25 protein-coding genes are annotated in these 26682 nt (G+C 38.8%); 20 read left to right on the top strand and 5 right to left on the bottom strand.

Annotation, left to right across the window (positions count from 1 at the left end):
- The first annotated feature begins 203 nt into the window (after window positions 1-203).
- From AC3Z9T_RS04670 to AC3Z9T_RS04655, 4 genes are all read left to right on the top strand, one after another.
- Complete coding sequence (locus AC3Z9T_RS04670) at window positions 204-1196, top strand: 2-dehydro-3-deoxygalactonokinase (RefSeq protein WP_490125032.1); 993 nt, start codon at window positions 204-206, stop codon at window positions 1194-1196.
- Window positions 1197-1236: 40 nt separating this feature from the next.
- Window positions 1237-2556: an MFS transporter gene (locus tag AC3Z9T_RS04665; RefSeq protein ID WP_490125031.1), complete on the top strand. Its 1320-nt coding sequence runs from the start codon at window positions 1237-1239 to the stop codon at window positions 2554-2556.
- A gap of 45 nt (window positions 2557-2601) precedes the next feature.
- A complete protein-coding gene (locus AC3Z9T_RS04660) occupies window positions 2602-3246 on the top strand; it encodes a bifunctional 4-hydroxy-2-oxoglutarate aldolase/2-dehydro-3-deoxy-phosphogluconate aldolase (RefSeq protein WP_490125030.1) in 645 nt (214 codons plus the stop codon).
- A gap of 138 nt (window positions 3247-3384) precedes the next feature.
- A complete protein-coding gene (locus tag AC3Z9T_RS04655; protein ID WP_490125029.1) occupies window positions 3385-3837 on the top strand; it encodes a NanQ anomerase/TabA/YiaL family protein in 453 nt (150 codons plus the stop codon).
- 106 nt (window positions 3838-3943) lie between these two features.
- Here the strand turns inward: AC3Z9T_RS04655 and AC3Z9T_RS04650 are convergent, their stop codons facing one another.
- On the bottom strand, window positions 3944-5680 hold the full coding sequence (locus tag AC3Z9T_RS04650) for an ABC-F family ATP-binding cassette domain-containing protein (RefSeq protein ID WP_490125028.1): 1737 nt from the start codon (window positions 5678-5680) through the stop codon (window positions 3944-3946).
- A 393-nt stretch (window positions 5681-6073) separates the two neighbouring features.
- Between AC3Z9T_RS04650 and AC3Z9T_RS04645 the strand changes: the two genes are divergently transcribed.
- From AC3Z9T_RS04645 to ahpF, 6 genes are all read left to right on the top strand, one after another.
- Entirely contained in the window at window positions 6074-6550 is a 477-nt protein-coding gene (locus tag AC3Z9T_RS04645) for a GNAT family N-acetyltransferase (protein ID WP_490125027.1), read from the top strand.
- Window positions 6551-6936: 386 nt separating this feature from the next.
- A complete protein-coding gene (locus tag AC3Z9T_RS04640; RefSeq protein WP_490125026.1) occupies window positions 6937-8007 on the top strand; it encodes an HlyD family secretion protein in 1071 nt (356 codons plus the stop codon).
- Window positions 8004-10760 (top strand): ribosome-associated ATPase/putative transporter RbbA, encoded by a 2757-nt coding sequence (rbbA, locus tag AC3Z9T_RS04635; RefSeq protein WP_490125025.1) that lies wholly within the window; start codon window positions 8004-8006, stop codon window positions 10758-10760. The genes AC3Z9T_RS04640 and rbbA overlap by 4 nt, the downstream gene beginning before the upstream one ends.
- A gap of 6 nt (window positions 10761-10766) precedes the next feature.
- A complete protein-coding gene (locus tag AC3Z9T_RS04630; protein ID WP_490125142.1) occupies window positions 10767-11891 on the top strand; it encodes an ABC transporter permease in 1125 nt (374 codons plus the stop codon).
- A 182-nt stretch (window positions 11892-12073) separates the two neighbouring features.
- Window positions 12074-12637: an alkyl hydroperoxide reductase subunit C gene (gene ahpC, locus AC3Z9T_RS04625; RefSeq protein ID WP_490125024.1), complete on the top strand. Its 564-nt coding sequence runs from the start codon at window positions 12074-12076 to the stop codon at window positions 12635-12637.
- A gap of 255 nt (window positions 12638-12892) precedes the next feature.
- Window positions 12893-14467: an alkyl hydroperoxide reductase subunit F gene (gene ahpF / locus AC3Z9T_RS04620; protein ID WP_490125023.1), complete on the top strand. Its 1575-nt coding sequence runs from the start codon at window positions 12893-12895 to the stop codon at window positions 14465-14467.
- Between the two features lie 153 nt (window positions 14468-14620).
- Here the strand turns inward: ahpF and AC3Z9T_RS04615 are convergent, their stop codons facing one another.
- On the bottom strand, window positions 14621-15202 hold the full coding sequence (locus tag AC3Z9T_RS04615) for a YebB family permuted papain-like enzyme (protein WP_490125022.1): 582 nt from the start codon (window positions 15200-15202) through the stop codon (window positions 14621-14623).
- 125 nt (window positions 15203-15327) lie between these two features.
- Window positions 15328-16821: a MocR-like pyridoxine biosynthesis transcription factor PdxR gene (gene pdxR, locus AC3Z9T_RS04610; protein ID WP_490125021.1), complete on the bottom strand. Its 1494-nt coding sequence runs from the start codon at window positions 16819-16821 to the stop codon at window positions 15328-15330.
- A 106-nt stretch (window positions 16822-16927) separates the two neighbouring features.
- On the opposite strand from pdxR, the gene AC3Z9T_RS04605 reads away from it, so the two are divergent.
- The 3 genes from AC3Z9T_RS04605 to AC3Z9T_RS04595 all read left to right on the top strand — a co-directional run bounded on the left by AC3Z9T_RS04605 (window position 16928) and on the right by AC3Z9T_RS04595 (window position 18550).
- Window positions 16928-17386 carry a GNAT family N-acetyltransferase gene (locus tag AC3Z9T_RS04605; RefSeq protein WP_490125020.1) on the top strand — a complete coding sequence of 153 codons (459 nt, stop codon included), beginning with the start codon at window positions 16928-16930 and terminating at the stop codon, window positions 17384-17386.
- Between the two features lie 312 nt (window positions 17387-17698).
- On the top strand, window positions 17699-17923 hold the full coding sequence (locus tag AC3Z9T_RS04600; protein ID WP_490125019.1) for a hypothetical protein: 225 nt from the start codon (window positions 17699-17701) through the stop codon (window positions 17921-17923).
- 60 nt (window positions 17924-17983) lie between these two features.
- On the top strand, window positions 17984-18550 hold the full coding sequence (locus AC3Z9T_RS04595; protein ID WP_490125018.1) for a DNA-binding protein: 567 nt from the start codon (window positions 17984-17986) through the stop codon (window positions 18548-18550).
- A gap of 273 nt (window positions 18551-18823) precedes the next feature.
- Here AC3Z9T_RS04595 and ybiA read toward each other — a convergent pair whose 3' ends face one another.
- On the bottom strand, window positions 18824-19363 hold the full coding sequence (gene ybiA / locus AC3Z9T_RS04590) for a riboflavin biosynthesis intermediates N-glycosidase (protein WP_490125017.1): 540 nt from the start codon (window positions 19361-19363) through the stop codon (window positions 18824-18826).
- 177 nt (window positions 19364-19540) lie between these two features.
- Between ybiA and AC3Z9T_RS04585 the strand changes: the two genes are divergently transcribed.
- The 7 genes from AC3Z9T_RS04585 to AC3Z9T_RS04555 all read left to right on the top strand — a co-directional run bounded on the left by AC3Z9T_RS04585 (window position 19541) and on the right by AC3Z9T_RS04555 (window position 26193).
- Entirely contained in the window at window positions 19541-20449 is a 909-nt protein-coding gene (locus AC3Z9T_RS04585; protein WP_490125016.1) for an AEC family transporter, read from the top strand.
- A 545-nt stretch (window positions 20450-20994) separates the two neighbouring features.
- On the top strand, window positions 20995-22461 hold the full coding sequence (locus AC3Z9T_RS04580) for an AMP nucleosidase (RefSeq protein WP_490125015.1): 1467 nt from the start codon (window positions 20995-20997) through the stop codon (window positions 22459-22461).
- 12 nt (window positions 22462-22473) lie between these two features.
- Window positions 22474-23010 (top strand): GNAT family N-acetyltransferase, encoded by a 537-nt coding sequence (locus AC3Z9T_RS04575; protein ID WP_490125014.1) that lies wholly within the window; start codon window positions 22474-22476, stop codon window positions 23008-23010.
- 25 nt (window positions 23011-23035) lie between these two features.
- Entirely contained in the window at window positions 23036-23452 is a 417-nt protein-coding gene (locus AC3Z9T_RS04570) for a helix-turn-helix domain-containing protein (protein ID WP_490125013.1), read from the top strand.
- A 106-nt stretch (window positions 23453-23558) separates the two neighbouring features.
- On the top strand, window positions 23559-24518 hold the full coding sequence (accA, locus tag AC3Z9T_RS04565) for an acetyl-CoA carboxylase carboxyl transferase subunit alpha (protein WP_490125012.1): 960 nt from the start codon (window positions 23559-23561) through the stop codon (window positions 24516-24518).
- 74 nt (window positions 24519-24592) lie between these two features.
- Window positions 24593-25291 carry a phosphohydrolase gene (locus AC3Z9T_RS04560; RefSeq protein WP_490125011.1) on the top strand — a complete coding sequence of 233 codons (699 nt, stop codon included), beginning with the start codon at window positions 24593-24595 and terminating at the stop codon, window positions 25289-25291.
- Between the two features lie 11 nt (window positions 25292-25302).
- Complete coding sequence (locus AC3Z9T_RS04555; protein WP_490125010.1) at window positions 25303-26193, top strand: LysR family transcriptional regulator; 891 nt, start codon at window positions 25303-25305, stop codon at window positions 26191-26193.
- A gap of 14 nt (window positions 26194-26207) precedes the next feature.
- Here AC3Z9T_RS04555 and AC3Z9T_RS04550 read toward each other — a convergent pair whose 3' ends face one another.
- Window positions 26208-26678, bottom strand: a complete 471-nt coding sequence (locus tag AC3Z9T_RS04550) for a YehS family protein (RefSeq protein WP_490125141.1) — start codon at window positions 26676-26678, stop codon at window positions 26208-26210.
- Window positions 26679-26682: the final 4 nt, after the last annotated feature.

The raw sequence follows: 26682 nt of genomic DNA, 5'->3' as shown, positions 1-26682 counted from the left end.
CATTCACCAATAAACTACTTCAGTTTAATAAAAAACAATAAGCCTAAGAATCAAATGATTACATAATTCACCATCGTCAAAAGTGTGATGGTGACCATATTATAATAAAAAAAGTATAGATAAACATAGTATATGGAATAGTATAGATCACATATACGAACAGTGTCCGTATATACGAACTAAAGTGATATGAAGAGGTCATTATGTATGTAGTTACGATTGATACAGGTACGACAAATACGCGTATTTGCATTTGGCAAAATAATGAGATAGTTGCAAAGTCTTCGCGCTCTGTTGGCGTGAGAAATACAGCAATCTCAGGTAGTACTCAAGATTTGATTGTGGCGATAAAAGAAGCTATTGATGAAGCATTTTCACAAATAGAAATTACGCCAAAGGATCAGATTACTTATTTGGCATCAGGTATGATCACATCTAATGTCGGTTTACACGAAATTCCTCATTTGATCGCGCCAGTAGGACTTAATGAATTATCTAAAGGAATGGAGCAAAAAGTAATACCAGAAATAAGCGATGAACCTATTTGGTTTATTCCTGGTGTTAAAAATAATGTTCAGTTAGTAACTTCAGACAATTATGAAGCAATGGACATGATGCGAGGTGAAGAAACAGAGGCTATAGGTGTTTTAAAATCCAATGAATTACAGGGGCCGGCTCTTATTGTTTTACCCGGTTCGCATTCTAAGTTTGTCAAAATTGATCAACTCAATCGTATTGAAGGTTGTATCACGACGATTGCAGGGGAATTACTGGATATCATCACTAAACATACTATTTTAGCCAGTTCATTGCATGATCAGTTTGCTGATGAAATTGACCAAAATGCGCTGTTACTTGGAGCGAAAAGTAGCATGCAAGTTGGGCTTGCTCGTAGCTGTTTTTCAATTCGAGTTCTCGATATGTTTGGTGATTTAAGTATCAACCAAAAAGCAAATGTCTTGCTTGGTGCTGTTTTACAAGAAGATATTCAAGCTATAAAAAACAGTAAAGCACTTAACTTAACAGAAAATACCAAAATAGTTGTTTGTGGAAAAGCAATATTAAGAGATGGGTTTGTTGAGCTCATTAAACACGATCCTTATTTTTCAGGAGAGATTATTACTATTGAGAGTACTGAAAAACCACTTTCCCTACAGGGAGCATTAGCTATCGCTAAATATAAAAATATCATTTAGATATTTATATCCTACAAAAAATAATAATTGCAGGTATTGAATGATGAATAATAAAAACACAGTAATCAAAAAGAAAAGCAATAAAAGATGGTTTGTTGTTTTTCTATTATTGATTGGCGGGATCATTAATTATATAGATCGTGCTAGTTTATCAATTGCCGCACCAGATATGATGAAGGAACTTAATCTCACCAATACTGATATTGGGTTAATGGGGTCAGTGTTTGCTTTAATTTATGCCATGTGCCAATTACCATCGGGTTGGTTAGTGGATCGCTTTGGACCTAAGAAAATATACAGTTGGGCTATTGGGTTATGGAGCGGGGCGACAATGTTGACAGGAGCATGTAGTAGCTTAGTTACCTTGTTATTCGCTAGGGGGATTTTAGGTGTCACGGAAGCACCTTGTTGGCCTGCGGCTGCAAAAATAACGGCAACATGGTTTCCAAAAAAAGAAAGAGCTTTGGCAACTGGTTTTTGGGATGCAGCGTCTAAGTGGGGGCCCGCTATTGCTCCACCTATTTTAGTTGCCATTATTGTTCCTTTTGGCTGGCGTGGCTTGTTTTATATTGCAGGGGCAATTGGTTTAGTTTTTATGTTGTTGTTTATCTACTTGTATCGTCAACCTGAAAAACATCCAAGGATTAGCAAAGAAGAATTGGATTATATAAAAGAAGGTGGCGGTGGAACTGAAGATCAAACAAGTGAAGCTGAAACTAAAATAAAATGGGGATCATTATTTAAATTCCGTTGTATTTGGGGAATGATTTTAGGCTGGTTTTGTTATGTGTGGATGATGAATATATTCACCACATTTTTACCACTGTATCTAATGAAAACTCAAAATGTCGAATTAAAGTCACTAGGTATTTTGGCTAGTGTTCCTTATTTTGGCGGAATTATTGGTGCAATTGCTGGTGGATATATTTCTAAATGGTTAATTGACCGGGAAATATTTAAAGACTCATTAATCGCCAAAAGGGCAACGATCAGTATTGCAGCTTTATTAGCAGGAGCAACGGTTGTGGCGGTTCCATTTGCAACGAGTTTGATGTCAACGATGGTGCTATTAGTTGTTGCAATGGCATTGTTATCGGCGGTCTCTGCAACGGGATGGGCTTTGCCAGGTGATGTTGCACCAACATCAATGGTTGGTTCTGTTGGGAGCATTCAAAATTTTGGAGGGTATTTTGCAGGTTCCTTATCACCACTCGTAACCGGGCTGATAGCCGACGCTACCGGTTCTTATACGTTAGCTTTTGTAAGTGGTGGAATCATCGCAGGCTGTGCCGCACTTTGTTATTGGTTTATTGTTAAAGAACCCATCAAGCCTGCAAAAAATGCATCAGAAATATCGTAATACGCATTATTTTATAGAGTATCTTTATAACAAAAGAGGTTAAAAATGATTAAGCAGCGCGTTATTCAAGCTATCGATGAAACAGGGATGATTGCAATTATTAGAGGCTATACATCTGATGAGATTTTACCAATAGCGCACGCTTTATATGAAGGTGGGATACGTGTTATTGAAGTTACCTGTAATAGCCATAATTACCTAGAAAGCATTTCTCGATTAAGTAAAGAGCTTGGCAATAAAATGTGGATTGGCGCAGGAACGGTAATTAACCCCATGATGGCACAATTAGTTATTGATGCAGGAGCAACCTTTGTTTTGGCACCTGATTTTAATCCTGAAGTTGTCAAGATAGTGCATGAAAAGCAGCGTCTGATGATCCCTGCGGTAGTCACTCCATCGGAAATGCTACAAGCGTATCGTATGGGAATTGATTTATTAAAATTATTTCCTGCAAATGGACTGGGTGTAAATTATCTAAAAGAAATTATGGGACCACTTAATGAGTTGGCAATAATACCTGTTGGTGGAATTTCATTACAAAATGTCGCAGAATTTGCTTCTGCTGGGGCATTTGCTGTTGGGGTAGGTAGTGATTTAGTGAGGAAAGATTTAATATCCTCTGGGCAATGGGATAAATTAAGCGAACATACTGCTTATTTTATGGAAACCTTTAAGCAAGGAAAAAAATAAACTCCGATAGTAAAAAGTTAACTTATAAATTTAGTGCTGAATTAATTTAAAAATAATTTTTAATTATTTTTCGGTTTTATTTTTTCAAATTCAGCACTAATTAAAGTTAATTGCTCATTCTTAATTTCAGAGGTTGTTATGATTATTGGAAATATCGATAAAATTGAAAATTTAGATAAAATATTCGTTGAAATTTTAAACGAACCGATGTTATCAATGAGTTTATTAAAGTCAGCTCAGACAGGGATCTATCGACCTAATGATAAAAGTTGGTTTTATATGATAACAGCGGATAAACCTGAGAAACTAGAGAAACGAATTGCAGAATTTCATAATAAGTACATTGATATCCAAATGGTAATTAGTGGTTGTGAAGATATTTACTATAGCCTTAATAATATCGATAAAGATGATATTGTTGAAAAAGGCACAGATCTTTTTTTCTTACCTAATCATGAGAGTAATCAAAAAGTCACTTTATGTGAGGGCGATTTTGCTATTTTTTTCCCAAGAGAGGTGCATAAACCAATGTGTATAGGTGAAAAAACATCCGGAGAGATAAAAAAAATTGTTGTAAAAATACCATTATAAAATAGTGGAAAGCCCTATATTTCAATTTTACTGTGCTAACACCAGAATTCATATTTAGGCCCTCTGATAAGAATTCTATCAGAGGGCTTCGTTTTATCAGCTCAATTTAGAGATCTAACTGTGCCTGTATTTTTTCTATTTCATCAATCCATTGTTGCTGAAGCTGAGGCTTTTGGTGAGATGATTTACGCTGCCTGTCGGCCTGTAATTTCTCTTCCAGTTTAAATAGCGCTTCTAACAATTCATCTTCATGAGAAATAGTTTTTACTGTTGGCCGTTTAGCTTGAGAAAGAGTGCTGACTTCAGTGGTTATATTTAACTGAGACTGCATTTCTATCTGCTGATAGATTTCATTAACATCAAGATACTCTTCTAACCGATTATCATTGATATACCAAAAACGTTGGCAGCTATTTTCGATTAGCCATTTATCATGGCTAACAACGAGCAAAGCACCTTCGAATTGTGAAATCTGTTCGCTTAAAGCTTCTTTTCCTTCTAAATCTAGATGGTTGGTCGGTTCATCCAGTAAAATCAACTCATATTGGGCAAGGCTTAGACCGATAAATAGCAACCTTGCTCGTTCTCCACCACTTAATGTCGCGACTTTCTGCTGATGACGATTGTAAGCAAAACCGGCGCCAATAAGCGCCATTTTACGCTGTTCATCAACTAAAGCGGCAAACGGCCTCAGTGCATCCGATAAACTATCATTATCATTCAATTGATGTAATTGTTGGTCATAATAGCCAGTACTGATTGCCGGATGAAACTTCAGTTGTGAATCATACCGCATGTCATTTTGAAAACGCTGCCATAGCAAACGTAACAATGTCGATTTGCCACAGCCGTTAGCACCAATAATAGCAATGCGATCACCACTTTTTACTTGATGAAAACCTGTAGTGAAAAGGGCTCTGCCATCAGGTGTTTCAACGCAAGTTTTATCGAGTTCTAACACTCTGTCAGCAGGGATCGACTTACCGTTTAATGCCAATTTCCATTGATAACCGTCGGTTAGCTCTGTTTGTGCATCTTTCAGTTTATCAATGTGTTTTTCCATCTGCTTAGCTTTACGGGAAAGGCCTTCATTGTCATAAACATGCCCCCATATCGCTAAACGTTTAGCACTCGAAGCAATGCGATCGATTTCTTTTTGCTCTGCTTGATGGCGTTGTTCATCGCTGACGTCTTTTTGACTCAGTGCTCGACGCGCAGCGGTACAAGCAAGTCGGAAAAAATGTAATGTTTTATCTCGCAGGATCCAGGTGCTATTAGTCACTTTATCAAGGAGTTCTTGGTCATGTGACACTAAAACAAAACTACCTTTCCAATTATGCAAAAAGTTACCTAACCAAATCAATGTCGGTAGATCTAAGTGGTTGCTTGGTTCATCCAGTAACATTAAGTCAGGTTGCTGAATTAATGCACGGCCTAACAACAAACGAGTATGTTGACCACCACTAATTTGATTGGCTTTTTGTTCCCATTGATCCTCACTAAAGCCTAAATCGGTCAATAAAATCTCTGCCCGCCAGCGTTCTGCTTGGCGTTCATGGGTTGGTAATTGATGCATGATGGCATCAATGAGTGACAGACTAGCGACGTCATCAGGCAAATGCTGCTCAATATAGGCAGTGACACATTGATTTGAATAGACAATGCTACCGCTGTTAGGAGACAGTTGGCCTGTTAATAGCTTTAATAATGTACTTTTACCGCTACCATTATGTCCAATTAAGCCAATACGATCGCCTGTCTGTAAGGTGAAATCAATATTGCTTAGTAATGGTGACGTGGAAGTGTCATAGTTTAATGATTTTACAGATAATAATGTGCTCATAGCTTACTCATTTTTAGGCATAACAATGCCAGGGTATAGTCAGAACGACAACCCAGTAAGCTGAGGAAGGTTTCCTTGAGTAGCTTCGCTCAGGCAGGGTTATCGCAGTGTATCACTGTGAAAGCCTGAGCTCTGGCGATTACCAAAGAAGTGTGAGTAGTCAAAAAGATCACACAACATCATAATAAGCCTCCTTGTTTTTTCCTGTGTTGAACAATGCTGGCATGATAACAAACCCATTAAGTTATTATCAATGATATTGTGCTGCCGTGTTTAATTGCTGTTGTAAATGATTCTAATAGGCTGAATGGTTCCATGAATAAAACTACTAGTCGTTATAGAAAATGGAATTAATGAAGTAAAATCAATGCAGACACACTAAGGGAACAAAAAATGAACGTTGAAATCAAACCTGCTACGTTAAAAGATGCCTCTTTGATCCTCGATATGATCATTGAACTCGCTGAATATGAAAAGGCACGTCATGAAGTCAAAGCTTCAGTGACAGATATCGAAAACTCACTTTTTGGTGACAATTCAAACACTGAAGCATTGATTTGTTATGTAGATGGTAAACCTGCAGGTTATGCTGTATTTTTCTCCAGTTATTCCACATGGTTGGGGAACAATGGCATTTATTTGGAGGATTTATATGTTTCTCCGACATACCGTGGAGCTGGTGCAGGTAAAAAATTGTTGAAACATATTGCTGAAATTGCCAGTGAAAGAAAATGTCAACGCTTAGAGTGGAGCGTATTAGATTGGAACCAACCAGCAATTGATTTTTATAATAGCATTGGTGCTGAACCACAAGCTGAATGGATCCGTTATCGTATGGATGAGCAGTCTATCGCTAAATTCGTAAATTAAACTCATTTAAAGTTAATTTTATAACAAAATAATGCTAACAAAAAAGTTCGTTAGCATTATTTTTTTGTATTTAATCTATTTTTTAGGCAATAAGTGCCGAGCTAGTAATTTAAAATTTCGAATATGGTATTTTGTGATATATGTGCTATTTTACTTAAGGAGGTCTAAGGTAAAATGCTGTTAAATTAAATAGATAGAAATTAGTTTATTTTGATAATCCAAAGTGGAGTGCCGTAACAAGATTTTAAAATAATAATATCTTCCAGTAATTTTTTATTTTCTTTGTTTTATTATTTTTAAATGTAACTAAATTAGTTCGGTAATACTGAAATATTAAATTAAAAATTAGCTATTTTCTTTCACATAAAGAAAAGAGAAGGGATGGTATGAAAGTAAATAAACAGAAGATCATTTTTTATGTCGTCATTATTTTGATTATTGCCGCGGGTGGATATTATTATTGGAGCGTGAATTCCAGCAATTTACCAGCCGGTTTTGCTCAAAGTAATGGCCGTATAGAAGCCACCGAAATTGATATTGCAACCAAAATGGCGGGTCGAATTGACTCCATTACAGTAAGGGAAGGAGATTTTGTTAAGGAAGGACAAGTTCTTGCGAAAATGGATACTCGAGCATTACAAGAACAACTTCATGAAGTTCAAGCCCAATTACGTCAAGCGATTAGCAACGTATCAACCGCTGAATCAGGCCTGGTTCAGCGTCAAAGTGAAAAATTAGCGGCACAAGCCGTCGTTCAGCAGCGTGAAGCTGAACTTGATGCTGCTCAAAAGCGCTTAAATCGTTCTCGTGCGTTAGTGAGAACCAAAGCCGTTTCACAACAACAAGTCGATGATGATACTGCTCAAGTGCAAGGGGCAAGAGCCGCATTAGAGGCAGCAAAAGCGCAAGTAGCAGCTTCACATGCAGCGATTGAATCTGCGAAAGCTGGCGTTGTGCAAGCAAAAACACGTGTTGATGCTGCTACTGCGACAGAAAGACGTATTACTGCGGATTTAGATGATAGCGTACTTAAAGCTCCTCGTAATGGGCGTATTCAGTATCGCGTTGCAGAGCCTGGGGAAGTGTTAGGCGCTGGTGGCCGTGTGTTAAATATGGTAGACCTCAGTGATGTTTATATGACCTTCTTTTTACCAACCGAAGATGCAGGGAAAGTGGCACTGGGTAGTGAAGTACATATTGTGTTAGATGCTGCGCCAAACATTGTGATCCCTGCAAAAACAACGTTTGTGGCGAGTGTTGCACAATTCACACCTAAAACAGTGGAAACCCAAAATGAACGTTTGAAACTGATGTTCCGTGTTCGTGCTCGTATTTCACCTGAACTGCTAGAGCAGCACCTTGAATATGTTAAAACAGGCTTGCCGGGTAAAGCCTATGTTCGTTTAGATCCAGATGCTCAATGGCCAACAGATCTTGAGGTGAGATTACCGCAATGACCTATAATTTGATGGATGATGTGATCGTAGATTTAAGCCATGTCAGCCAACATTATGGTGATAATTGTGCGTTGGATGACATTACTTTATCAATACCTGCAAGGAAAATGGTTGGCTTAATTGGTCCTGATGGGGTAGGTAAATCCAGTTTGATTTCTTTGATTGCAGGGGCAAGAGAAATTCAACAGGGAACTGTTATCGTATTAGGCGGTGATATGGCTGACAAAGAGCACCGCCGTGCCGTCTGCCCGAAAATTGCCTATATGCCTCAAGGGCTAGGAAAAAACCTCTATCACACACTTTCAGTCTATGAAAACGTTGATTTCTTTGGTCGCCTGTTTGGTCAATCAAAAGAAGAACGTCAATATCGTATCAACGACTTACTGGAAAGTACTGGATTAGCGCCATTTAAAGATCGCCCAGCAGGGAAACTTTCTGGTGGGATGAAGCAAAAGCTGGGTTTATGTTGCGCATTAATTCATGATCCAGACTTACTGATCCTTGATGAGCCCACCACAGGTGTTGACCCTTTATCACGCGCTCAGTTCTGGGATTTGATTGAGCGTATTCGTGAGCGACAAACCAATATGAGTGTATTGGTCGCGACTGCGTATATGGAGGAAGCGGAACGCTTCGATTGGCTAGTGGCGATGGATGATGGCAAAGTAATGGCAACAGGCCATGCATCAGAACTCAAAGCTCAAACTGAATGTGATGATTTAGAAGCTGCGTTTATTGCATTACTGCCAGAAGAAAAACGCAGTGGCCATAAAAAGGTGGTTATTCCACCGCGTGATACCTCTGCTGATGACGTGATTGCTATTGAAGCACAAGATTTGACTATGCGTTTTGGGCAGTTCGTTGCTGTTGACCATGTTAATTTTAAGATCCCTAAAGGGGAAATCTTTGGTTTTTTAGGCTCTAACGGTTGTGGTAAATCCACTACCATGAAAATGCTGACAGGTTTATTACAGGCTAGTGAAGGGCAAGCTTGGTTGTTTGGGCAAGAAATCGATCCAAAAGATATCGAAACGCGTAAACGAGTTGGCTATATGTCGCAAGCGTTCTCGCTATACAGTGAATTGAGCGTGGAGCAAAACTTAGTATTGCACGCCAAATTATTTCATATTCCTGAAGATCAAATTAAGCAACGTGTTGATGAAATGTGTCAGCGTTTCGAATTGGAAGATGTACGTGACACGATGCCGGATGACTTGCCTTTAGGTATTCGCCAACGGTTATCGTTGGCAGTTGCTGTGATCCATAGACCCGAAATGCTCATTCTAGATGAACCAACGTCTGGTGTTGACCCAGTGGCAAGGGATATGTTTTGGAACTTGATGGTTGATCTCTCCAGACGTGATGGTGTCACTATTTTTATTTCCACTCACTTTATGAATGAAGCTGAGCGCTGCGACCGTATTTCATTGATGCATGCAGGTAAAGTACTTGATTGCGATACACCGGATAATCTGACTAAAAAACGGGGACTTGATACGCTTGAGGAAACGTTTATTGCTTATTTGCAAGATGCAGTTGGAGAGGATGGATCAGCAAAAGACACTGTTCCTGAATTCCATGTTGATCCCGAACTAAAAAAACAAACTGATGAAGCACTGAAAAGTCGTTTCAGCCTACGCCGTTTGTTTAGTTATAGCATTCGAGAAGGTATGGAGCTGCGTCGTGACCCTGTACGCTCAACGTTAGCACTACTTGGCACGGTTATTTTGATGTTTATTATGGGATATGGGATCAGTATGGACGTAGAAAATTTACGTTTCTCAGTACTGGATCGTGACCAAACAGGGCTGAGCCAAGGCTATACACTGAATCTTGCGGGTTCACGTTATTTTATTGAACAACCTCCGTTGAAAGATTATGACGAGTTAGAAACTGCGTTACGCAGTGGTAAGGTCACCGTTGCAATTGAAATTCCTCCTAATTTTGCTCGCGATGTGGCTAAAGGACATTCTGTTAAAATTGGTGTTTGGGTTGACGGTGCAATGCCCAATAGAGCTGAGACTGTGCGTGGTTATGTACAAGCGATGCATTTAGCGTGGTTAAGTACGATGGCGGCAAAACAACCTGTAGGGGTTGCAGGCATGCCTGTGATTGATATTCAAACCCGCTATCGCTATAACCCTGACGTGAAGAGTTTACCAGCAATCGTTCCTGCCGTAATTCCATTATTGTTGATGATGATCCCTGCAATGTTAAGTGCTCTTAGTGTGGTGCGCGAAAAAGAACTCGGTTCGATGATTAACCTTTATGTAACCCCGATCACCAAATTGGAGTTTTTATTGGGTAAACAGCTTCCTTATATTTTGTTAGGGATGTTTAACTTTGTGATGTTGTGCGCGCTCAGTGTGTTTGTATTTGGTGTAAGTTTTAAAGGGAGCTTTTTAACTCTAACGCTAGCTGCTTTTTTGTATATCACTATCGCTACAGGGATGGGATTGCTGATTTCATGCTTTATGAAAAGCCAAATTGCAGCGATTTTCGGTACTGCAATTATCACACTGATCCCTGCCACTCAATTTTCAGGAATGATTGACCCAGTGTCATCATTGGAAGGTATTGGTCGTTGGGTTGGTATGATTTATCCAACATCACATTTTCTGACGATAACACGAGGAACTTTTTCTAAGGGATTGAATTTGTTTGATTTACAAGCCTCTTTTATTCCTTTATTGATAACTATCCCAATTGTGATTGGGCTCAGTGTTATTTTCCTGAAAAAACAGGAGTCCTAACTGATGATGCGTAAGTTACAAAACATATTTCATTTGGGGGTTAAAGAGCTACGCAGTTTGGGGCGTGATAAAGCGATGATGGCATTAATCGTATTCGCTTTTACTGTATCAATCTATTCATCTGCAACGGTGACTCCGGGCTCATTGCATAATGCGCCGATTGCTGTTGCAGATCAGGATAAATCACAGTTATCTAATCGTATTATCAATAGCTTCTATGCCCCTTATTTTAAGGAGCCTGCTGACATCATTCCTGAGCAAATTGATGGCATGCTTGACCGAGGAACCTACACCTTTGCATTAGATATTCCGCCTAATTTTCAAAAGGATGTGCTTGCTGGACGTCATCCTGAAATTCAAGTCAATATTGATGCAACACGCATGAGCCAAGCTTTCTTAGGTAATAGTTACATTCAAAATATTACTCTTGGTGAAGTAAATGAGTTTCTCGCTAAGTATCGTAGCAATGCAAGTTTGCCGGTAGATCTTGAAGTGCGTATGCGTTTTAACCCAAATTTGACACAATCATGGTTTGGTTCAGTGATGGCTATCATTAATAACATCACAATGTTATCGATTGTATTAACAGGTGCTGCACTGATCAGGGAGCGTGAACATGGTACAGTCGAACACTTGATGGTGATGCCATTGACACCTTTTGAAATCATGCTTTCTAAAATTTGGTCTATGGGGCTGGTGGTCTTGATTGCTTCTGCGGTTTCATTGCTGCTAGTGGTAAAGACATTACTACAGGTTCCCATTGAAGGTTCAATCCTGCTATTTATGTGTGGTGTGGCTTTAAGTTTATTTGCAACAACGTCGATTGGTATCTTTATGGGTACGATCGCGCGCTCAATGCCACAATTTGGTTTATTGATGATTTTAGTTTTACTGCCATTAAATATGTTATCGGGAGGGATGACTGCGAGGGAGAGTATGCCTCAATTGGTTCAAGACATCATGTTAACCATGCCAACCACTCACTTCGTTAGTATTGCACAAGCTATTTTGTACCGTGGGGCTGGCTTCCAAATTGTATGGCCACAATTTATTATCTTATTTATCATCGGTATGGTGTTCTTTTCATTTGCATTAATGCGCTTCCGTAAAACAATTGCCACCATGGCATAACACCTCAACGTAATAAAGTCATTAAAAACGCTTGCTGAAATTTATGGCAGGCGTTTTAATGTCATTCCTATCAATAAATGAATGATCATTAGGTATTGCCTATCAAATTGATAGTGGCAACTGATTGGATAAAAGGTCTGTAAACCAGTAACTTAATAAGCAACCAAACAGGAGAACGTAAAATGTCTTTAATTAATACTCAAATCAAACCATTTAAAAACCAAGCGTTTAAAGACGGCAAATTCATCGAAGTAACTGAAAAAGACGTTGCAGGAAAATGGAGTGTATTTTTCTTCTATCCAGCTGACTTTACTTTTGTTTGCCCAACAGAACTTGGTGATGTAGCAGACCATTATGCAGAATTCCAAAAAATGGGTGTTGAAATTTATTCTGTATCAACTGACACCCACTTTACCCATAAAGCATGGCACGAGAGCTCAGAAACCATTGGTAAAATTAAATACACCATGATCGGCGACCCAACTGGTGCTTTGACTCGTAACTTCGAAAACATGCGTGAAGCAGAAGGTTTGGCTGATCGTGGTACTTTCGTTGTTGACCCACAAGGGATTATTCAAGCAATTGAAATCACCGCTGAAGGTATTGGCCGTGATGCAACTGATCTGTTACGTAAAGTGAAAGCGGCACAATATGTTGCTAGCCACCCAGGTGAAGTTTGCCCAGCTAAATGGAAAGAAGGTGAAGCAACATTGTCTCCATCTTTAGATTTAGTCGGTAAGATTTAATTTAAAATAGATTTCGAAAATAGAACGATATTCGAAAATATTTATGTTATCGGGTGCTATGCACCCGATTCACACTGATGACAAACATATTATGTTTGGCGGCAGTTGTAAGGGGTTGTGAAAATAAATAAGGGAAATCAATTTATTGATTTCAACCTTAAAAATAATACAAAGAGGGAAAAACCACGCTTTTCTCCCTCTTTGTTTACAACTTCTCGGGTGCTATGCACCCGATTTTATGACCAAGGGGATCATATGCTCGATAACAATATGCAAGCGCAATTAAAAGCGTATTTAGAAAGATTAACTAAGCCAGTTGAATTAGTGGCGAATTTAGATAGCAGTGAAAAATCAATTGAAATCAAACAACTGCTAAATCAAATCGCTACTTTGTCAGACAAAATCACTGTTCGTGAAACACATGACAGTAATGAAAGAATACCGTCATTTTTAATTACTAACCCAGGTGTTGATAGTGGGCTACGTTTCGCTGGTTCACCGTTGGGTCATGAATTTACTTCGCTTGTGCTCGCATTACTGCAAATTGGTGGTCATCCATCGAAAGAAGCTCAAGAACTGTTAGATCAAGTGAAAGCGCTTGAAGGAGAGTTCCACTTTGAGACGTATTATTCACTTTCTTGCCATAACTGCCCTGACGTTGTTCAGGCACTAAATTTAATGGCAGTGTTAAACCCAAATGTTACACATTCGGCAATTGACGGCGCATTATTCCAAAAGGAAATCGATGAACGTAATGTTATGGGGGTTCCTGCAGTTTTCCTTAATGGAAAAGAGTTTGGTCAAGGTCGAATGACGTTAAGTGAGATCGTCAACAAAGTAGATAGCAATGCTGATGCACGCGCTGCAAAAGCTTTAACCGAACGCGAACCATTTGAAGTATTAATCATTGGTAGTGGTCCCGCGGGAGCATCGGCGGCTATTTATACTGCACGTAAAGGCATTCGCACAGGCGTAATTGGTGAGCGCTTTGGTGGCCAAGTTATGGATACTGTTGATATTGAAAACTATATTTCAGTGATTAAAACTGAAGGGGCAATATTTGCAGGCGCATTAAAAAATCACGTCGATGACTATAGTGTTGATGTTATTGATGGTCAATCAGTGACTAAACTGATCCCAGCTGAAGACGTTGGCGGGTTACATCAAATTGAAACAGCATCAGGTGGCGTGATGAAATCACGTAGTATCATCATCGCAACAGGTGCTCGTTGGCGTAATATGGGAGTACCGGGGGAGCAAGAGTATCGCACTAAAGGTGTGACATTCTGTCCACACTGTGATGGCCCATTATTTAAAGGTAAACGCGTTGCAGTGATTGGTGGTGGTAACTCAGGGATCGAAGCTGCAATTGACTTAGCGGGTATTGTTGAGCACGTGACGGTTCTTGAATTTGCACCTGAATTAAAAGCGGATTCCGTATTACAAGACAAAGCACGTAGCTTGAAAAATGTTGATATCATCGTTAATGCTCAAACATTAGAAGTGAAGGGCGATGGTAGCAAAATGACGAGTCTTGAGTACAAAGATCGCACAGATGAGAGCGTTCATTCGTTAGAGGTTGCAGGCGCATTTGTTCAAATTGGCTTACTGCCAAACACCAATTGGTTAGGTGATACCGTTGTACGCAACCGTATGGGCGAAATTGAAGTTGACGCTCGCGGAGAAACCAGTGTGAAAGGTGTTTTTGCGGCAGGTGACTGTACTACGGTTCCATATAAACAAATTATTATCTCAGCAGGTGAAGGGGCGAAAGCGGCACTTAGCGCCTTTGATTACCTCATCCGCACAAGTACCAGAACCGCTGAATAGGTGTAATTTACTTTATATTCAGTGAGTTGTAGTCAAAAGGCACTCGGGGGCGAGTGCCTTTTTTTTGTACGTTATCTGTACAAAAAAGGCTCAAAAGTGCCTAAAAGTGTTCAAGTGTGGACAACTTGTGGACGATCTAAATTAATGCCGTAATTAATGAATATCCTCATGACTGCGATAGATTAACTCTAATTGAGGATGACTCCACAAACTCGCAGGTGTGACAGTTGCTCGTTCCCATGGAATATGGCCGATAAACCATAATTTCCAAAAATTAAGTTTGGCACTTGGATTTTTACTTAATAATTCCCCGAAAGTTTCGATCTCACCAATTTCAATTGAAAGGGCAGATTGATAAATATCAAATACAAACTTTGAGCAAAACTGCCGAGATGAATGATAGTCAAACCCTGTATGGTAAAATTTATTTAATCGTGCAGGAACTTGTGCAATTAAAGCCGCCTTTTGCTCATCGGTAAGGTGTGTTGATAATCGGCGAACACCACAACGTTGATCTGCTGAACGTTGGATAAAACGAGTTAAGGTGGTGGTAGTTGATAAGGGGACTCTGCTCTCAGCAACTAAATAATCTTCCCCATCATGGCCAATAATTAACCCAACATGATTACTCCAACATAAGGACGCTGAGGCAATTTGGCGAAACAAAGTAGTTCCAATACTAGTAAAGACAATATCGCCGATTTCGAGTTTGCCCAGCTCCACATTGTTTGTCATCAGTACACCTCTCAAATTTTTATTGATTTAATTGATATTAGTGCGTACCTCGCTGAGCTCACAATCAGAGATTGGATGAATTTCGTGTGTATTTTGCTTTCATTAAGACGTTGTTGACTTGCAACTCATAGTTGTATTTCATTATTCCGTTGCAATAATTGACTTAATGCAATGATATTATTAGTGATTTCAGTTTCAGTGTGCGCGGCATAACCAAATAAAATAGCATTATTGTTTTGGTTATCTATGCAATAACGAGCTAAAGGTTGTACACCAAACTCTAATTGACGGCAGGCAGATAAAACAGATTGTAAATCTATACCTGATCTTAACCAGCAAACGGCGTGGATCCCTGAGTCAGTTAGCATTACTTCAAATATATTGGATAAATACTGGTTTATTGCGTCGATGAGTGCACGCTGACGTGAATAACATACCTTACGAATTTTACGTACATGCCGTGCATAATGACCTTCTTGAATAAACTGCGCTAGCGCAGCTTGCTCTAAATATCCGGAATGGCTATCACTGTAATATTTCATCATTGTAAATGGTTCAATCAGAGTTTCGGGCACAATTAAAAAACCAAGACGGAAGCCTGGATACATCATTTTAGAAAATGTGCCTGCATAGATGACGCGTTGGTGAGTATCTAGCCCTTGAAGTGCTTGTATCGGTTTCGAAAGGTAACGAAATTCACTGTTGTAATCGTCTTCGAATATCCATGCATTGTTTTGATGTGCCCACTCTAGCATCGCTAACCGCCTTGCCAAGCTTAGTGTGGTTCCAAGTGGGAACTGATGTGATGGCGTAGTATAAATCAGTTTAGCATCCGGATAGCGTTCAGCTGCATAATCAATATTCATTCCATCGTCGTCGGAGGGAATTGGCGATATTGCTATTTCTGATGCTGTTAGGATTGCCCGAGCACTGTCATAACCGGGATCATCCAACCAGACGGAATCACCTCCCTGTAGCAATACTTTAGCCGCTAAATTAATGGCTTGTTGAGTGCCATTGACAATAATAATTTGCTCTTCATGGCAGTTAACTCCACGGGTAGAACGGACGTAGTTAGCTAAGATTTTTCTAAGCGGGAGATAACCATCTGGATGATTATAATGCGTAATCTCACGTTTAGATTTTCGCCAAACACGGCCTAAAAGCCTACCCCATAAATCATGAGGAAATTGATCAACACAACCAATGCCAATATTGAATAATTGCCGTTTATTGGTATTAGGCCGAGATTTTCCCCATAATGGCGCTAAATGACTAAGTGCAGGGCTAAGTTTCAATACAGAATATTGAGATTGATTATGGTTTTTGGTGCTTGTTGTGAAGCGAATTAATTCGTCAGGAATAGTCGCTGAAACGTAAGTTCCTGAGCCTTGCTTAGTCACCAAATAACCTTCATCAGTGAGCCGGTCAAAGCCTGCGATCACTGAGTTGCGTGAAATAGACATCATTTCAGCAAAAGCTCTGCTTGATGGCAATTTTATACCTGCGGTGAGTCGCCCATCAAGGATGGCATTACGGATCGTGTGGTAAACGCTGTCTTTAATGTAACCCGCTTCTAACAGCAAATTAGGGAATTGAGCTTGAGGTTTACGCTTCATTAAAAGTGGATCCTAAATAAATATCAAAAGTGTATCTTATTCAGTACCAGATTGGTATGTAATATAGCCTTATTAGATTACCTGTCTTATTTATCAAGGATATATTATGAATAACAATGTGTTACCTGTTACTGTTCAGTTTGTATCACCTGATCATTATGCACAATGGTTGGTATATTGGTTACAATATCAAGAGTTTTATCAAGTTGATTTAAGTGAAGATATTACTTTAAAAACGTGGGAGCGTTTCTTTGATAACAATGAGCCTATGTACTGTGCTGTTGCTCTAGAAGGAGATAAGGTATTGGGTTTTGTTAATTATCTTTATCATCGTTCAACATGGGCAAAAAATGATTTTTGCTATTTAGAAGATCTTTTTGTCTCCCCAGATGTTAGAGGACGCCAAGTTGGAAAACATCTGATTAAATTTGTACAAGATCAGGCTCAAAAACGGGCTTGTGGTCGTTTATATTGGCATACACAAGAAACGAATTTACGTGGTCAGCGCCTATACGATTGGGTAGCTGAAAAACCCGGTGTGATTGAATACAGAATGCCACTGTAAGACTTATATTTTTATCCAATTCTGGGGTAATATAAAATTTGTGAATAAAATTATCATATATATACCGGAAATTTCTATCCTTTTGACAGTCTATTCGTGAAATCCTACTGCCCCATCGTTATGTAACGATGGGGTTTTTGTTTGCGTGTAAGTTATCTTTTTGATTCATTTAAGACAAAGTTCAAAGCGGCTTTTTGTTAAGTTATGTTTGGCTGTTATTGAAAAATAACAGTTAAGCATTAAGTCATGGTCAATGTTTATCATTGTTGACCAATGTCAACAATGTGGCTAAAATATGAATACAGGAGGAGGATGAAGAGACACCCTAATAAACATATTCAAGCGGCTATAGAATATGCTGTCTCAAAAGGTTGGGTCTTAATAGAAGCAGGCCAGAGCTCACATGCATTTTGTCGTTTACGTTGTGGTGATCCGAAAAATGAACATCGAAACCATCAAATGAGTGTTTGGTCTACCCCAAGTAGTCCTGAGAACCATGCTAAACAGATCAAACGGAAGGTTAAAAGTTGTATTTGATCATTGGTTGGCCTAAGGCGGCTGAAGCCGCCTACTTTATTAACGTAGAATGGGGGCACAATGGCTTTATATAATTTCACATTAATACTTTCTGGTGTAAATGCTGATACACCTAAACTTGAAGATGCCCTATATGAGAGTGGTTGCAGTGATGCACTAGTTTGTTTTTATGGCAAATCAGTTTATTTGGAATTCGATAGGGAAGCCGAATCATTGGATTGGGCGATTGAATCTGCAATTAATAATATTGAAATCGCTGGGATTGGCGCAACAGTTGATGCTGTTGATTCAGCGCTCGTTGGCTTAAGTGATATTGCTGAGCTTACTCATTTATCGCGACAAGCTATTGCAATGTTAAAAGATGGTACGCGTGGCTCTGGTGATTTTCCTAGTCCAATTCAACGTGTTAAAGGTCAGTCTCCATTATGGGATTGGGCGGAAGTCTCAAATTGGCTTCTAAGAAGCGGCCGGCTAAATAATGATACTGAGCTCGTGAACAATGCCCGAGTATTGAGTAAATGGAATTTAGCGTTGCGAGCAAGTGCTTGTTCCGAATTACAGCAAGTTGAATCTATTACTCAAAAAATTATAGAAAATCGTAAGAAAAGGGCGATATCTCAAATATAGCAAGTACAACTGAATAAAATTTAATCGTTTTTCTTGTCAATTATATATCGAAAATATCTATACTCTAAATAATTCGAGTTGCAGGTAGGCTAGTCGGGGAGCATAGATAAATTATGTAACTCGGCGAGCGTAGTGTAGTCACTATACCTTAACGAAAAGCTCTGCAACTTGAAGTATGACGAGTATATGAGGAAACGTGATTGCTAATAAATTAAATGGTTAGGTATATCGTTTCCCCATAGGGTTTAGCTAATTATGATGAAATTCGTTATTCTATGTTTTTAAGCGATTGCGCACTTCCATTAAGGCAAAGCCGAGTAGGTTTAAGCCTTTCCATGTCAGTGGATTTTCGATATTTTCGGTATCTTCAGCAAGACCAATTCCCCAAATTCTATCGACAGGGCTAGCTTCAACAAGCACTCTTTCATTGGTATTGAGTAAAAATTGTCGTAACGCTTCATTTTGAGAAAATTTTGCAAGGTTAGCATTAACAACAATATCAAATCTGTGTATATCCCAATCTTGTTGTTTGAAACCACGAACTTCTCTACCAAATGCTTTTGCCGCCCCTGGATTTGGTGCATTAATAATTTTAGCCAGTGTTTCTTGATCATTAAATAATCGGGCTTTTTCCGCCATCATAAAATGTTCAGCGCTAGCAAAACGGTTGCCATCAACAAGAAAAGGCGCTGGATACCACTGGCTAAAGCAACTTTTAGTGATGGTATTGGATTTGGATTGATGCCCCCAAAAAAAGAGGTATTTAAATTTTTTACCAGTACGATATTGTTTACAGAGTGTTTTGATATCCATAATAAATTTTATTCATAGTAATATTTATCATGAGGTTACAGAAAAAATAATTACGATGCTATCAGAAATTCCCTTAATCGAAAGATTGAGTAGTAAAGCCTTTTTTACCTAACTATTACACTTCATTAACCACTACAGTGGATAAGTATCGTTAATGAAAGATAAAAGTATAAAAATATGGAACAAGTATTATTAGTCTTATGGCCATTGTTTGCATTGATAGCGATCGGTTTTATTTTACGCCGCACATCATTATTTGCTGCTGATTTTTGGCCTAGTGCTGAAAAACTAAATTACTTTATCTTATTTCCAGCGCTGTTAATTAATAGTTTAGCTAGTGCGCCACTTGATAATCCTAAATTACCGTATCTTGCAGTGGCAATCTTCTTTATTTTAGGAATAAGTAGTGTACTAGTGCTAGGCTGTAAAATATTTTTTAAAATGTCAGTACCTCGTTTTGGTGCTCACATACAAGGCATTACACGGTTTAATACATACTTAGGGCTAGCGATTGTTGCGGATTTATTTGGTACAGAAGGGATTGCTATTGCTGCGGTTCTTATGGCGATATTAGTACCTAGCTGTAATGTGATAGCAGTATTATCTTTAACTGCAGGCACTAAAATTTCAGTTAAACAACTGATCCTCCCTATTATTAAAAATCCATTAATCATCTCGTGCGTAATAGGGGTGTTGCTTAACTTATTACCAATCGGGTTACCTTTTGGATCTGACCAATTACTCAAATTACTTGCTGCAGCGAGTTTACCGTTAGGGCTAATATGTATTGGTGGTGCACTGCAAACGAGCACACTACGGATAGAGTTTAAGCCATTAATGGTATCAAGCCTAATTCGGTTATTAGTGATGCCAGCATTGGCTATTTTTACTGCAAAGTTGTTTTCATTACCTGAGCTTGAAACGATATTAATAGTCATTTTTTTTGCTATACCAACGGCTCCTACTGCTTATATTTTAACTCGGCAGTTAAACGGAGATAGTCAATTGATGGCGGGGATCATTACGTTACAGACGGTTTTGGCAGTCATAACGTTACCTCTGGTACTTTCTGTAATTCTATATTAATTTTTAATATGCCAGTTAATATTTAGCTAATAATCGTTTTATTGAAGATATTAGTTAGGCTCTGATGTGAGAATTAGGTTATGTTTTATGGTTTTTAACGAAATTAACTAACAAATAATGCATATCTATTATACATGGAGTTTTAATTATGCTATCAAAAATACAACTAATGTCTAAAATAGACTCACTAAAATTAAATGTGAATAAACGAGTATCAGTCTCAACGACAAATACTTCAGTCGCTGATAAAGTACAAAAAGTCAATAATACAATACGTGTAAGTACCTGTGCTCAGGGCATCTTAAATTTATCATTACATGAAGCTCAGTGGGTTGCTAAGATAGTAAGTATGGAAATGAGAACAATTCAAGAGCAGCATAGAAATAATCCATTAGCGTCATGATTTTATGTAATCTATTTGTATAAATACTAATATAGCAGTTTGATTTTTATCGTAAGATCATACATATCGTATCTTGTTTACTGTAGGTTAAAGACATACACTGCTCTTCAGAGTAACTATGCCATCTGATAAGGGGTAATGTGTGTCTTTAGAAAAATGCCACAGCTATGAAAATTTATCTATTGATGACGTTTTAGACAAACTTTCTTTATTGTACGCCAATGCCATTGAGTCACTAAGAAATGCTATTGCTGCTTATATTCATGATGGGCAGCTCCCTGAAGCAGATGCACGTGAAAAAGGTTTGTTTGCTTACCCCGAACTGTGTGTCGAATGGAGTGGGCGAGTTGATCACTGCGAAAAAACAAGGGCATATGCACGGTTTGTCAAGCCGGGGTCTTACTGTATTACTATTACCCAACCAGACTTGTTTCGCCAATATCTTACTGAGCAATTAACAATATTACAGCAAGACTATGATGTTACTTTTGCAGTTCGCCCATCCAATACGGAAATACCATATCCTTTTGTTATCGACGGTTCTGATCTTGTTTTAGATCGTAGCATGAGTAGCAGTTTAGCTGCCCATTTTCCTATTACTGATTTGGCAGATATCAGTGATGATATTACGGATGGTTTAATTCAATCTAAAGGTGAAATGCCACTTTCCCATTTTGATGCGTTACGTGTTGATTTCTCTTTAGCGCGGCTAAAGCATTACACAGGTACACCACCAGAGCATGTGCAACCTTATATTTTGTTCACTAATTATAACCGTTATGTTGATGAGTTTGTCAGCTGGGCGTGTGAGCAAATTAAGGATCCAGAGAGTCGATATATTGCGTTATCCTGCGTCGGGCATACTTATTTAACAGCTGAAAATGCAGATCCACAAATTGCCACATCTGATTTAACTTGGAAAAAATTCCAAATGCCGGCTTATCATCTATTAGCAAAAGATGGTGTAGGAATAACATTAGTGAATATTGGTGTTGGGCCATCTAACGCAAAAAATGTCTGTGATCATTTAGCTGTTTTACGCCCACATGCATGGTTAATGATCGGCCATTGTGGTGGCCTGCGTGAAAGCCAAAAAATTGGTGATTATGTGTTAGCTCATGCTTATTTACGTGATGACCATATTTTAGATGATGTGTTGCCGCCAGACATTCCAATTCCAAGTATCGCTGAAGTGCAGAGGGCATTATACGATGCGACGAAGCAAGTTAGTAATATGCCAGGTGAATTAGTAAAACAGCGCTTGCGTACGGGTACTGTTGTGACAACCGATGACCGCAATTGGGAGCTACGTTTTTTTGCAACTGCACGTCGCTTTAGCTTAAGTCGAGCGGTGGCCGTTGATATGGAAAGTGCTACTATTGCGGCCCAAGGTTATCGTTTTAGAGTGCCCTATGGAACCCTTTTATGTGTTTCAGATAAACCATTACACGGCGAAATAAAATTACCAGGTCAAGCCAACAGTTTTTATGAAGGGGCTATTTCTGAGCATTTGCAGATAGGGATCCGTGCTATCGATCTTTTACGACAAGAGGGCGATAAATTGCACTCAAGGAAATTAAGAACCTTCGATGAACCTCCTTTTAGGTAGTAAGGAACAATAATGACAAGTTTCAGCGGTGCAATTCCTCAACTTGAAACCGAAAGGCTAATTTTATCTGGGCACCAGCAAAGTGACTTTGCTGCGTTGACTCAATTGTGGGCCACTGAATCTATGGTTCAGCATATTGGTGGTACACCATCAACTGAACGTGAATCATGGATGAGAATGTTAGCATATGGTGGCTTATGGCCTGTGCTTGGTTTTGGTTATTGGGCAGTAAGAGAAAAGCTAACTGGACGGTATATTGGTGATCTTGGTTTTGCCGATTTTCATCGTATTATCCAGCCACCTGTAAAAGGGATTCCTGAAGCGGGTTGGGTTATTGCACCTGAGTTCCAAGGTAAAGGATATGCAACCGAAGCGATGCAGGCTGCATTAAATTGGTTAAGTAATTTGAACAAGTTTGAGCGTTCAATTTGCTTTATTGCTCCTGATAATATGGTGTCTCTGCGAGTGGCTCAGAAATTGGGCTATATTGTGCAAAAAGATGTCGTGATGAATGGTGCAAGTTCAGTGTTGCTTGAGAAAAAACTATAAATTAAATTAGCGAGTCATTAACACAATGGTAAATGAATTAGATATTTCAGAAGTGAGTGAATTATCGGGTTTACCTGCATCCACTCTTCGTTATTATGAGGAGAAAGGGTTGATTAAACCTATTGGCCGTAAAGGTTTAAAACGTGTTTATCATGCAAAAGATGTTATGACTCGCTTATCGCTCATTTCTTTGGGGCGTGAGGCGCAGTTTTCGCTTGATGAAATTAAAGTTATGTTGAATCAAGAAAAGGGGCCGAGCATAGACCGCAGCCACTTGCAAACAAAAGCAGAGGAGATACAAAACACCATTGATAATTTAATGGCATTGAAAAATGGTATCTTGCATATTGCTAATTGCCCAGAAGAAAACCATCTACTTTGCCCTAAGTTTCAGAAAATCATGTCTATAGGTCTCCGAAGTAATCGAAAGCTGAATAAATAATGTATTATCCTATTTTTGATAATAATCTATCCCATTTTTCTACATAGAAAGCCCTAAAAATCTTAACTACACTTAAGATCATTGCCTCATAAATTCAAAGGGTCTTATGTCTACTCACTTTTTAGCATTTGAAAAACCGATAGTCGAATTGAATGAAAAAATCGACGCCTTAGCTGCTTTTAAACAAAGTGGCCAGCAGTCCGCTATTGAGTTTGATGAAGAAATTAAATTGTTAGAAAAGAAAAGTCTTGCGCTCACTAAAAAGATTTTTTCTCAACTGGGTGCATGGGAGATTGTTCAATTAGCGAGACATCCAATGCGACCGTATACATTGGATTATATTTCTTTGATTTTTACAGATTTTCAAGAGCTTGCAGGTGATAGAGCATTTGCAGATGATAAAGCGTTGGTTGGTGGATTAGCACGACTTGATGGTCAGCCTGTTATGGTGATTGGGCAGCAAAAAGGACGTACAACCAAAGAGAAGGTGTTACGCAATTTTGGCATGCCTTCCCCTGAAGGGTATCGCAAAGCGTTACGCTTAATGAAAATGGCCGAACGTTTCCATTTGCCAGTAGTGGTGTTCATTGATTCTGCGGGGGCATACCCTGGGATCGGTGCTGAAGAACGAGGGCAAGCAGAAGCCATTGCGCGTAATATTATGGAAATGTCGCGCTTAAAAACACCTATTATTTGTGTGATCACTGGCGAAGGTTGTTCTGGTGGAGCATTAGGTATCGGCGTGGGTGATCGTATTAATATGTTGGAATACAGTACGTATGCTGCAATTTCACCGGAAGGTTGTGCATCAATTCTGTGGAAGGATGCTCAGAAGGCACAAATTGCGGCAGAAACAATGGGTATGACTGCTAATCGTCTCAAGGAATTAAAGATTATTGATACGGTGATCCCTGAACCGCTGGGGGGAGCACATCGTGATTATGTACAAGCCAGTAAAAATTTAAAGCAGCAATTACTTACTGATTTAGCAATATTAAAAAAATTGGATATGGAAATATTACTGGCGGAGCGTTATCAAAAAATCATGGCTTTTGGTTATTGCTGATAGTCATTGTTTTAATGTTTTAAAGGTTGCTCATGTTATATTGGTTATCCAGCAGGATCAGAGGTGAGATTTGAATGGATATTCATCAATGGGCAGTTTTATTTGATAATTACTTGCAGAAAAACTGGGCGATAAATGATAACGCTCACGATATTTTCCATGTGCGTCGGGTTTGGAGAACTGCGCAACGTTTGATGAAAAATGACAATAGTGTTAATCGCTTAATCGTACTCACTGCCTGTTACTTTCATGATTTTGTCACATTGCCCAAAAATCATCCGCAAAGAAACCAAACATCATCTCTGAGTGCAGATAAAACTCTCAATGTGTTACGAGAACACTTTCCAAGCTTCCCGAAATATTATTATGCTTCAGTTTCACATTGTATTATTGCTCATAGCTTTAGTGCTAATGTTGAACCCATCACAATTGAAGCGAAAATTGTACAAGATGCTGATAGATTAGAAGCATTAGGGGCGATAGGTTTAGCGCGAGTGTTTGCGGTGAGTGGTCAATTAAATCGAGCACTTTTTGATGCCAATGACCCTTTTGCTGAAAATAGATCCTTAAATGATAAAGCATGGGCGCTTGATCATTTTCAGGAAAAATTGCTTAAATTGCCTGATACTATGCAAACTGAGGTAGGTAAATCACTGGCTACACATAACGCAAATTACCTTGTACAATTTATGGCAAAATTAAGTGCTGAATTAAATGGTGATCCATTGCAATTTGACCAACATATTATTGATAGATTTATACTCGATGTTTAGAAGGGAAGTTAATGTCAGTTGATCTAAATTTATTAAAAATCTTTATTGCGGTTGCCTCTCAAGGGAGTTTTGCGCAAGCCGCACAGCAATTATCAATGCCGACATCGAATGTTAGCCGTAGTATAAAACAGCTTGAACAACAGCTTAATTGTCGCTTAATTGAACGAACAACGCGCAATATGCGCTTAACCGAACAAGGTGATATTTTATTAAAGCAGAGTCAAAAACTGTATAAAGAGCTTGATGAAACGCTCAGTCAAATTAGTCATCGTGAAGTATTATCGGGTACTTTACGTATGACCATTCCAAGTGAAGCAGGCAGCCTATTATTAGCTGAAGTTATTGCTGAATTTGCGTTACAGCACCCACAGTTAGCGATTTACTGTGATACGCAGCTCATGCCTTTGGATGTGATTAACAATGATATTGATTTACTTTTTACCTTTCATCGCGGTGAGCTTGAAAATAGCAGTTATCATTCTCGAGTTATTAAAACGTGGCAAAGTGTCGTGGTTGCATCTCCCTCACTTATTGAGAGAACAGGGCGGCCTAAAACAATTTCAGAACTTACCAATATGCCGTGTATTTCGAGTCTCAGTGCTTTATCAGGCCAGCCGTGGATATTTATTGATCAGCAAAAATGTCAGCAAAAAGTGAATGTTAATAGCCAATATCGCGTTAATAGCGGTATTTTAGCCAATGTTGCAGCCCTTAAAGGTGTGGGGTACGCTATTTTAGCCAAAGAGCCTTGTGAACAGGACATTGCACTGGGTCGACTGGAAGTGATTGAGTTTGATGAGCAGCCCGCTCCGATTGAATTACGCGCTATCTATGCGAGCCGTCGTTCATTATCACCGAAGATAGATGCATTTTTGCAATATTTGTTACAACGACTCACATAGTTAATATAACTACATTATTTGGATGAACTGCGCAATTGCATGGTCATCCCTTTTAAGAAATAGCGTAATAGTTGGTCGCCGCAATCACGGTAATTTTTATGATCGGGTTTACGGAATATAGCATTCAGTTCAGGCTTTGAAACGCGAAAATCAACTTTTTGATATATTTCAATCATATCAGTATCTTTTAATGCAAAAGCAACACGTAGTTTTTTTAAGATAATATTATTAGTAATGCGAGTTTCGACTTCAGGCATTGGATTATTATCATCTTTACCACGGCGGAAATAAATTAAGCCGTTCAAGAAATGGCCTAATACTTTGTCATTACATTCCACATAGTTAGGATCATCATCTTTTTTTAACCAACTGACCATGTCTGCTTTGGTCACGGTTAAATCGGCAAGTTTAATAATTTCAACCATCTGATTATCGCTTAGATCGAGCATGTAACGGACACTACGTAAAACATAATTATTCAGCATATTT

The organism is Providencia sp. 6390, from assembly GCF_058148425.1.
Note: the sequence above shows the minus strand (reverse complement) of the source record. Positions and strands in the feature narration are given on the sequence as shown.

Coding starts and splice junctions, on each gene's coding strand:
- AC3Z9T_RS04560 (WP_490125011.1), top strand. CDS start 24,593: ATGGATATTCATCAATGGGCAGTTTTATTTGATAATTACTTGCAGAAA.
- ahpF (WP_490125023.1), top strand. CDS start 12,893: ATGCTCGATAACAATATGCAAGCGCAATTAAAAGCGTATTTAGAAAGA.
- AC3Z9T_RS04600 (WP_490125019.1), top strand. CDS start 17,699: ATGAAGAGACACCCTAATAAACATATTCAAGCGGCTATAGAATATGCT.
- AC3Z9T_RS04555 (WP_490125010.1), top strand. CDS start 25,303: ATGTCAGTTGATCTAAATTTATTAAAAATCTTTATTGCGGTTGCCTCT.
- AC3Z9T_RS04670 (WP_490125032.1), top strand. CDS start 204: ATGTATGTAGTTACGATTGATACAGGTACGACAAATACGCGTATTTGC.
- accA (WP_490125012.1), top strand. CDS start 23,559: ATGTCTACTCACTTTTTAGCATTTGAAAAACCGATAGTCGAATTGAAT.
- AC3Z9T_RS04585 (WP_490125016.1), top strand. CDS start 19,541: ATGGAACAAGTATTATTAGTCTTATGGCCATTGTTTGCATTGATAGCG.
- AC3Z9T_RS04630 (WP_490125142.1), top strand. CDS start 10,767: ATGCGTAAGTTACAAAACATATTTCATTTGGGGGTTAAAGAGCTACGC.
- AC3Z9T_RS04615 (WP_490125022.1), bottom strand. CDS start 15,202: ATGACAAACAATGTGGAGCTGGGCAAACTCGAAATCGGCGATATTGTC.
- ahpC (WP_490125024.1), top strand. CDS start 12,074: ATGTCTTTAATTAATACTCAAATCAAACCATTTAAAAACCAAGCGTTT.
- AC3Z9T_RS04605 (WP_490125020.1), top strand. CDS start 16,928: ATGAATAACAATGTGTTACCTGTTACTGTTCAGTTTGTATCACCTGAT.
- AC3Z9T_RS04575 (WP_490125014.1), top strand. CDS start 22,474: ATGACAAGTTTCAGCGGTGCAATTCCTCAACTTGAAACCGAAAGGCTA.
- ybiA (WP_490125017.1), bottom strand. CDS start 19,363: ATGGATATCAAAACACTCTGTAAACAATATCGTACTGGTAAAAAATTT.
- AC3Z9T_RS04650 (WP_490125028.1), bottom strand. CDS start 5,680: ATGAGCACATTATTATCTGTAAAATCATTAAACTATGACACTTCCACG.
- AC3Z9T_RS04570 (WP_490125013.1), top strand. CDS start 23,036: ATGGTAAATGAATTAGATATTTCAGAAGTGAGTGAATTATCGGGTTTA.
- AC3Z9T_RS04660 (WP_490125030.1), top strand. CDS start 2,602: ATGATTAAGCAGCGCGTTATTCAAGCTATCGATGAAACAGGGATGATT.
- pdxR (WP_490125021.1), bottom strand. CDS start 16,821: ATGAAGCGTAAACCTCAAGCTCAATTCCCTAATTTGCTGTTAGAAGCG.
- AC3Z9T_RS04655 (WP_490125029.1), top strand. CDS start 3,385: ATGATTATTGGAAATATCGATAAAATTGAAAATTTAGATAAAATATTC.
- AC3Z9T_RS04595 (WP_490125018.1), top strand. CDS start 17,984: ATGGCTTTATATAATTTCACATTAATACTTTCTGGTGTAAATGCTGAT.
- AC3Z9T_RS04645 (WP_490125027.1), top strand. CDS start 6,074: ATGAACGTTGAAATCAAACCTGCTACGTTAAAAGATGCCTCTTTGATC.
- rbbA (WP_490125025.1), top strand. CDS start 8,004: ATGACCTATAATTTGATGGATGATGTGATCGTAGATTTAAGCCATGTC.
- AC3Z9T_RS04665 (WP_490125031.1), top strand. CDS start 1,237: ATGATGAATAATAAAAACACAGTAATCAAAAAGAAAAGCAATAAAAGA.
- AC3Z9T_RS04550 (WP_490125141.1), bottom strand. CDS start 26,678: ATGCTGAATAATTATGTTTTACGTAGTGTCCGTTACATGCTCGATCTA.
- AC3Z9T_RS04640 (WP_490125026.1), top strand. CDS start 6,937: ATGAAAGTAAATAAACAGAAGATCATTTTTTATGTCGTCATTATTTTG.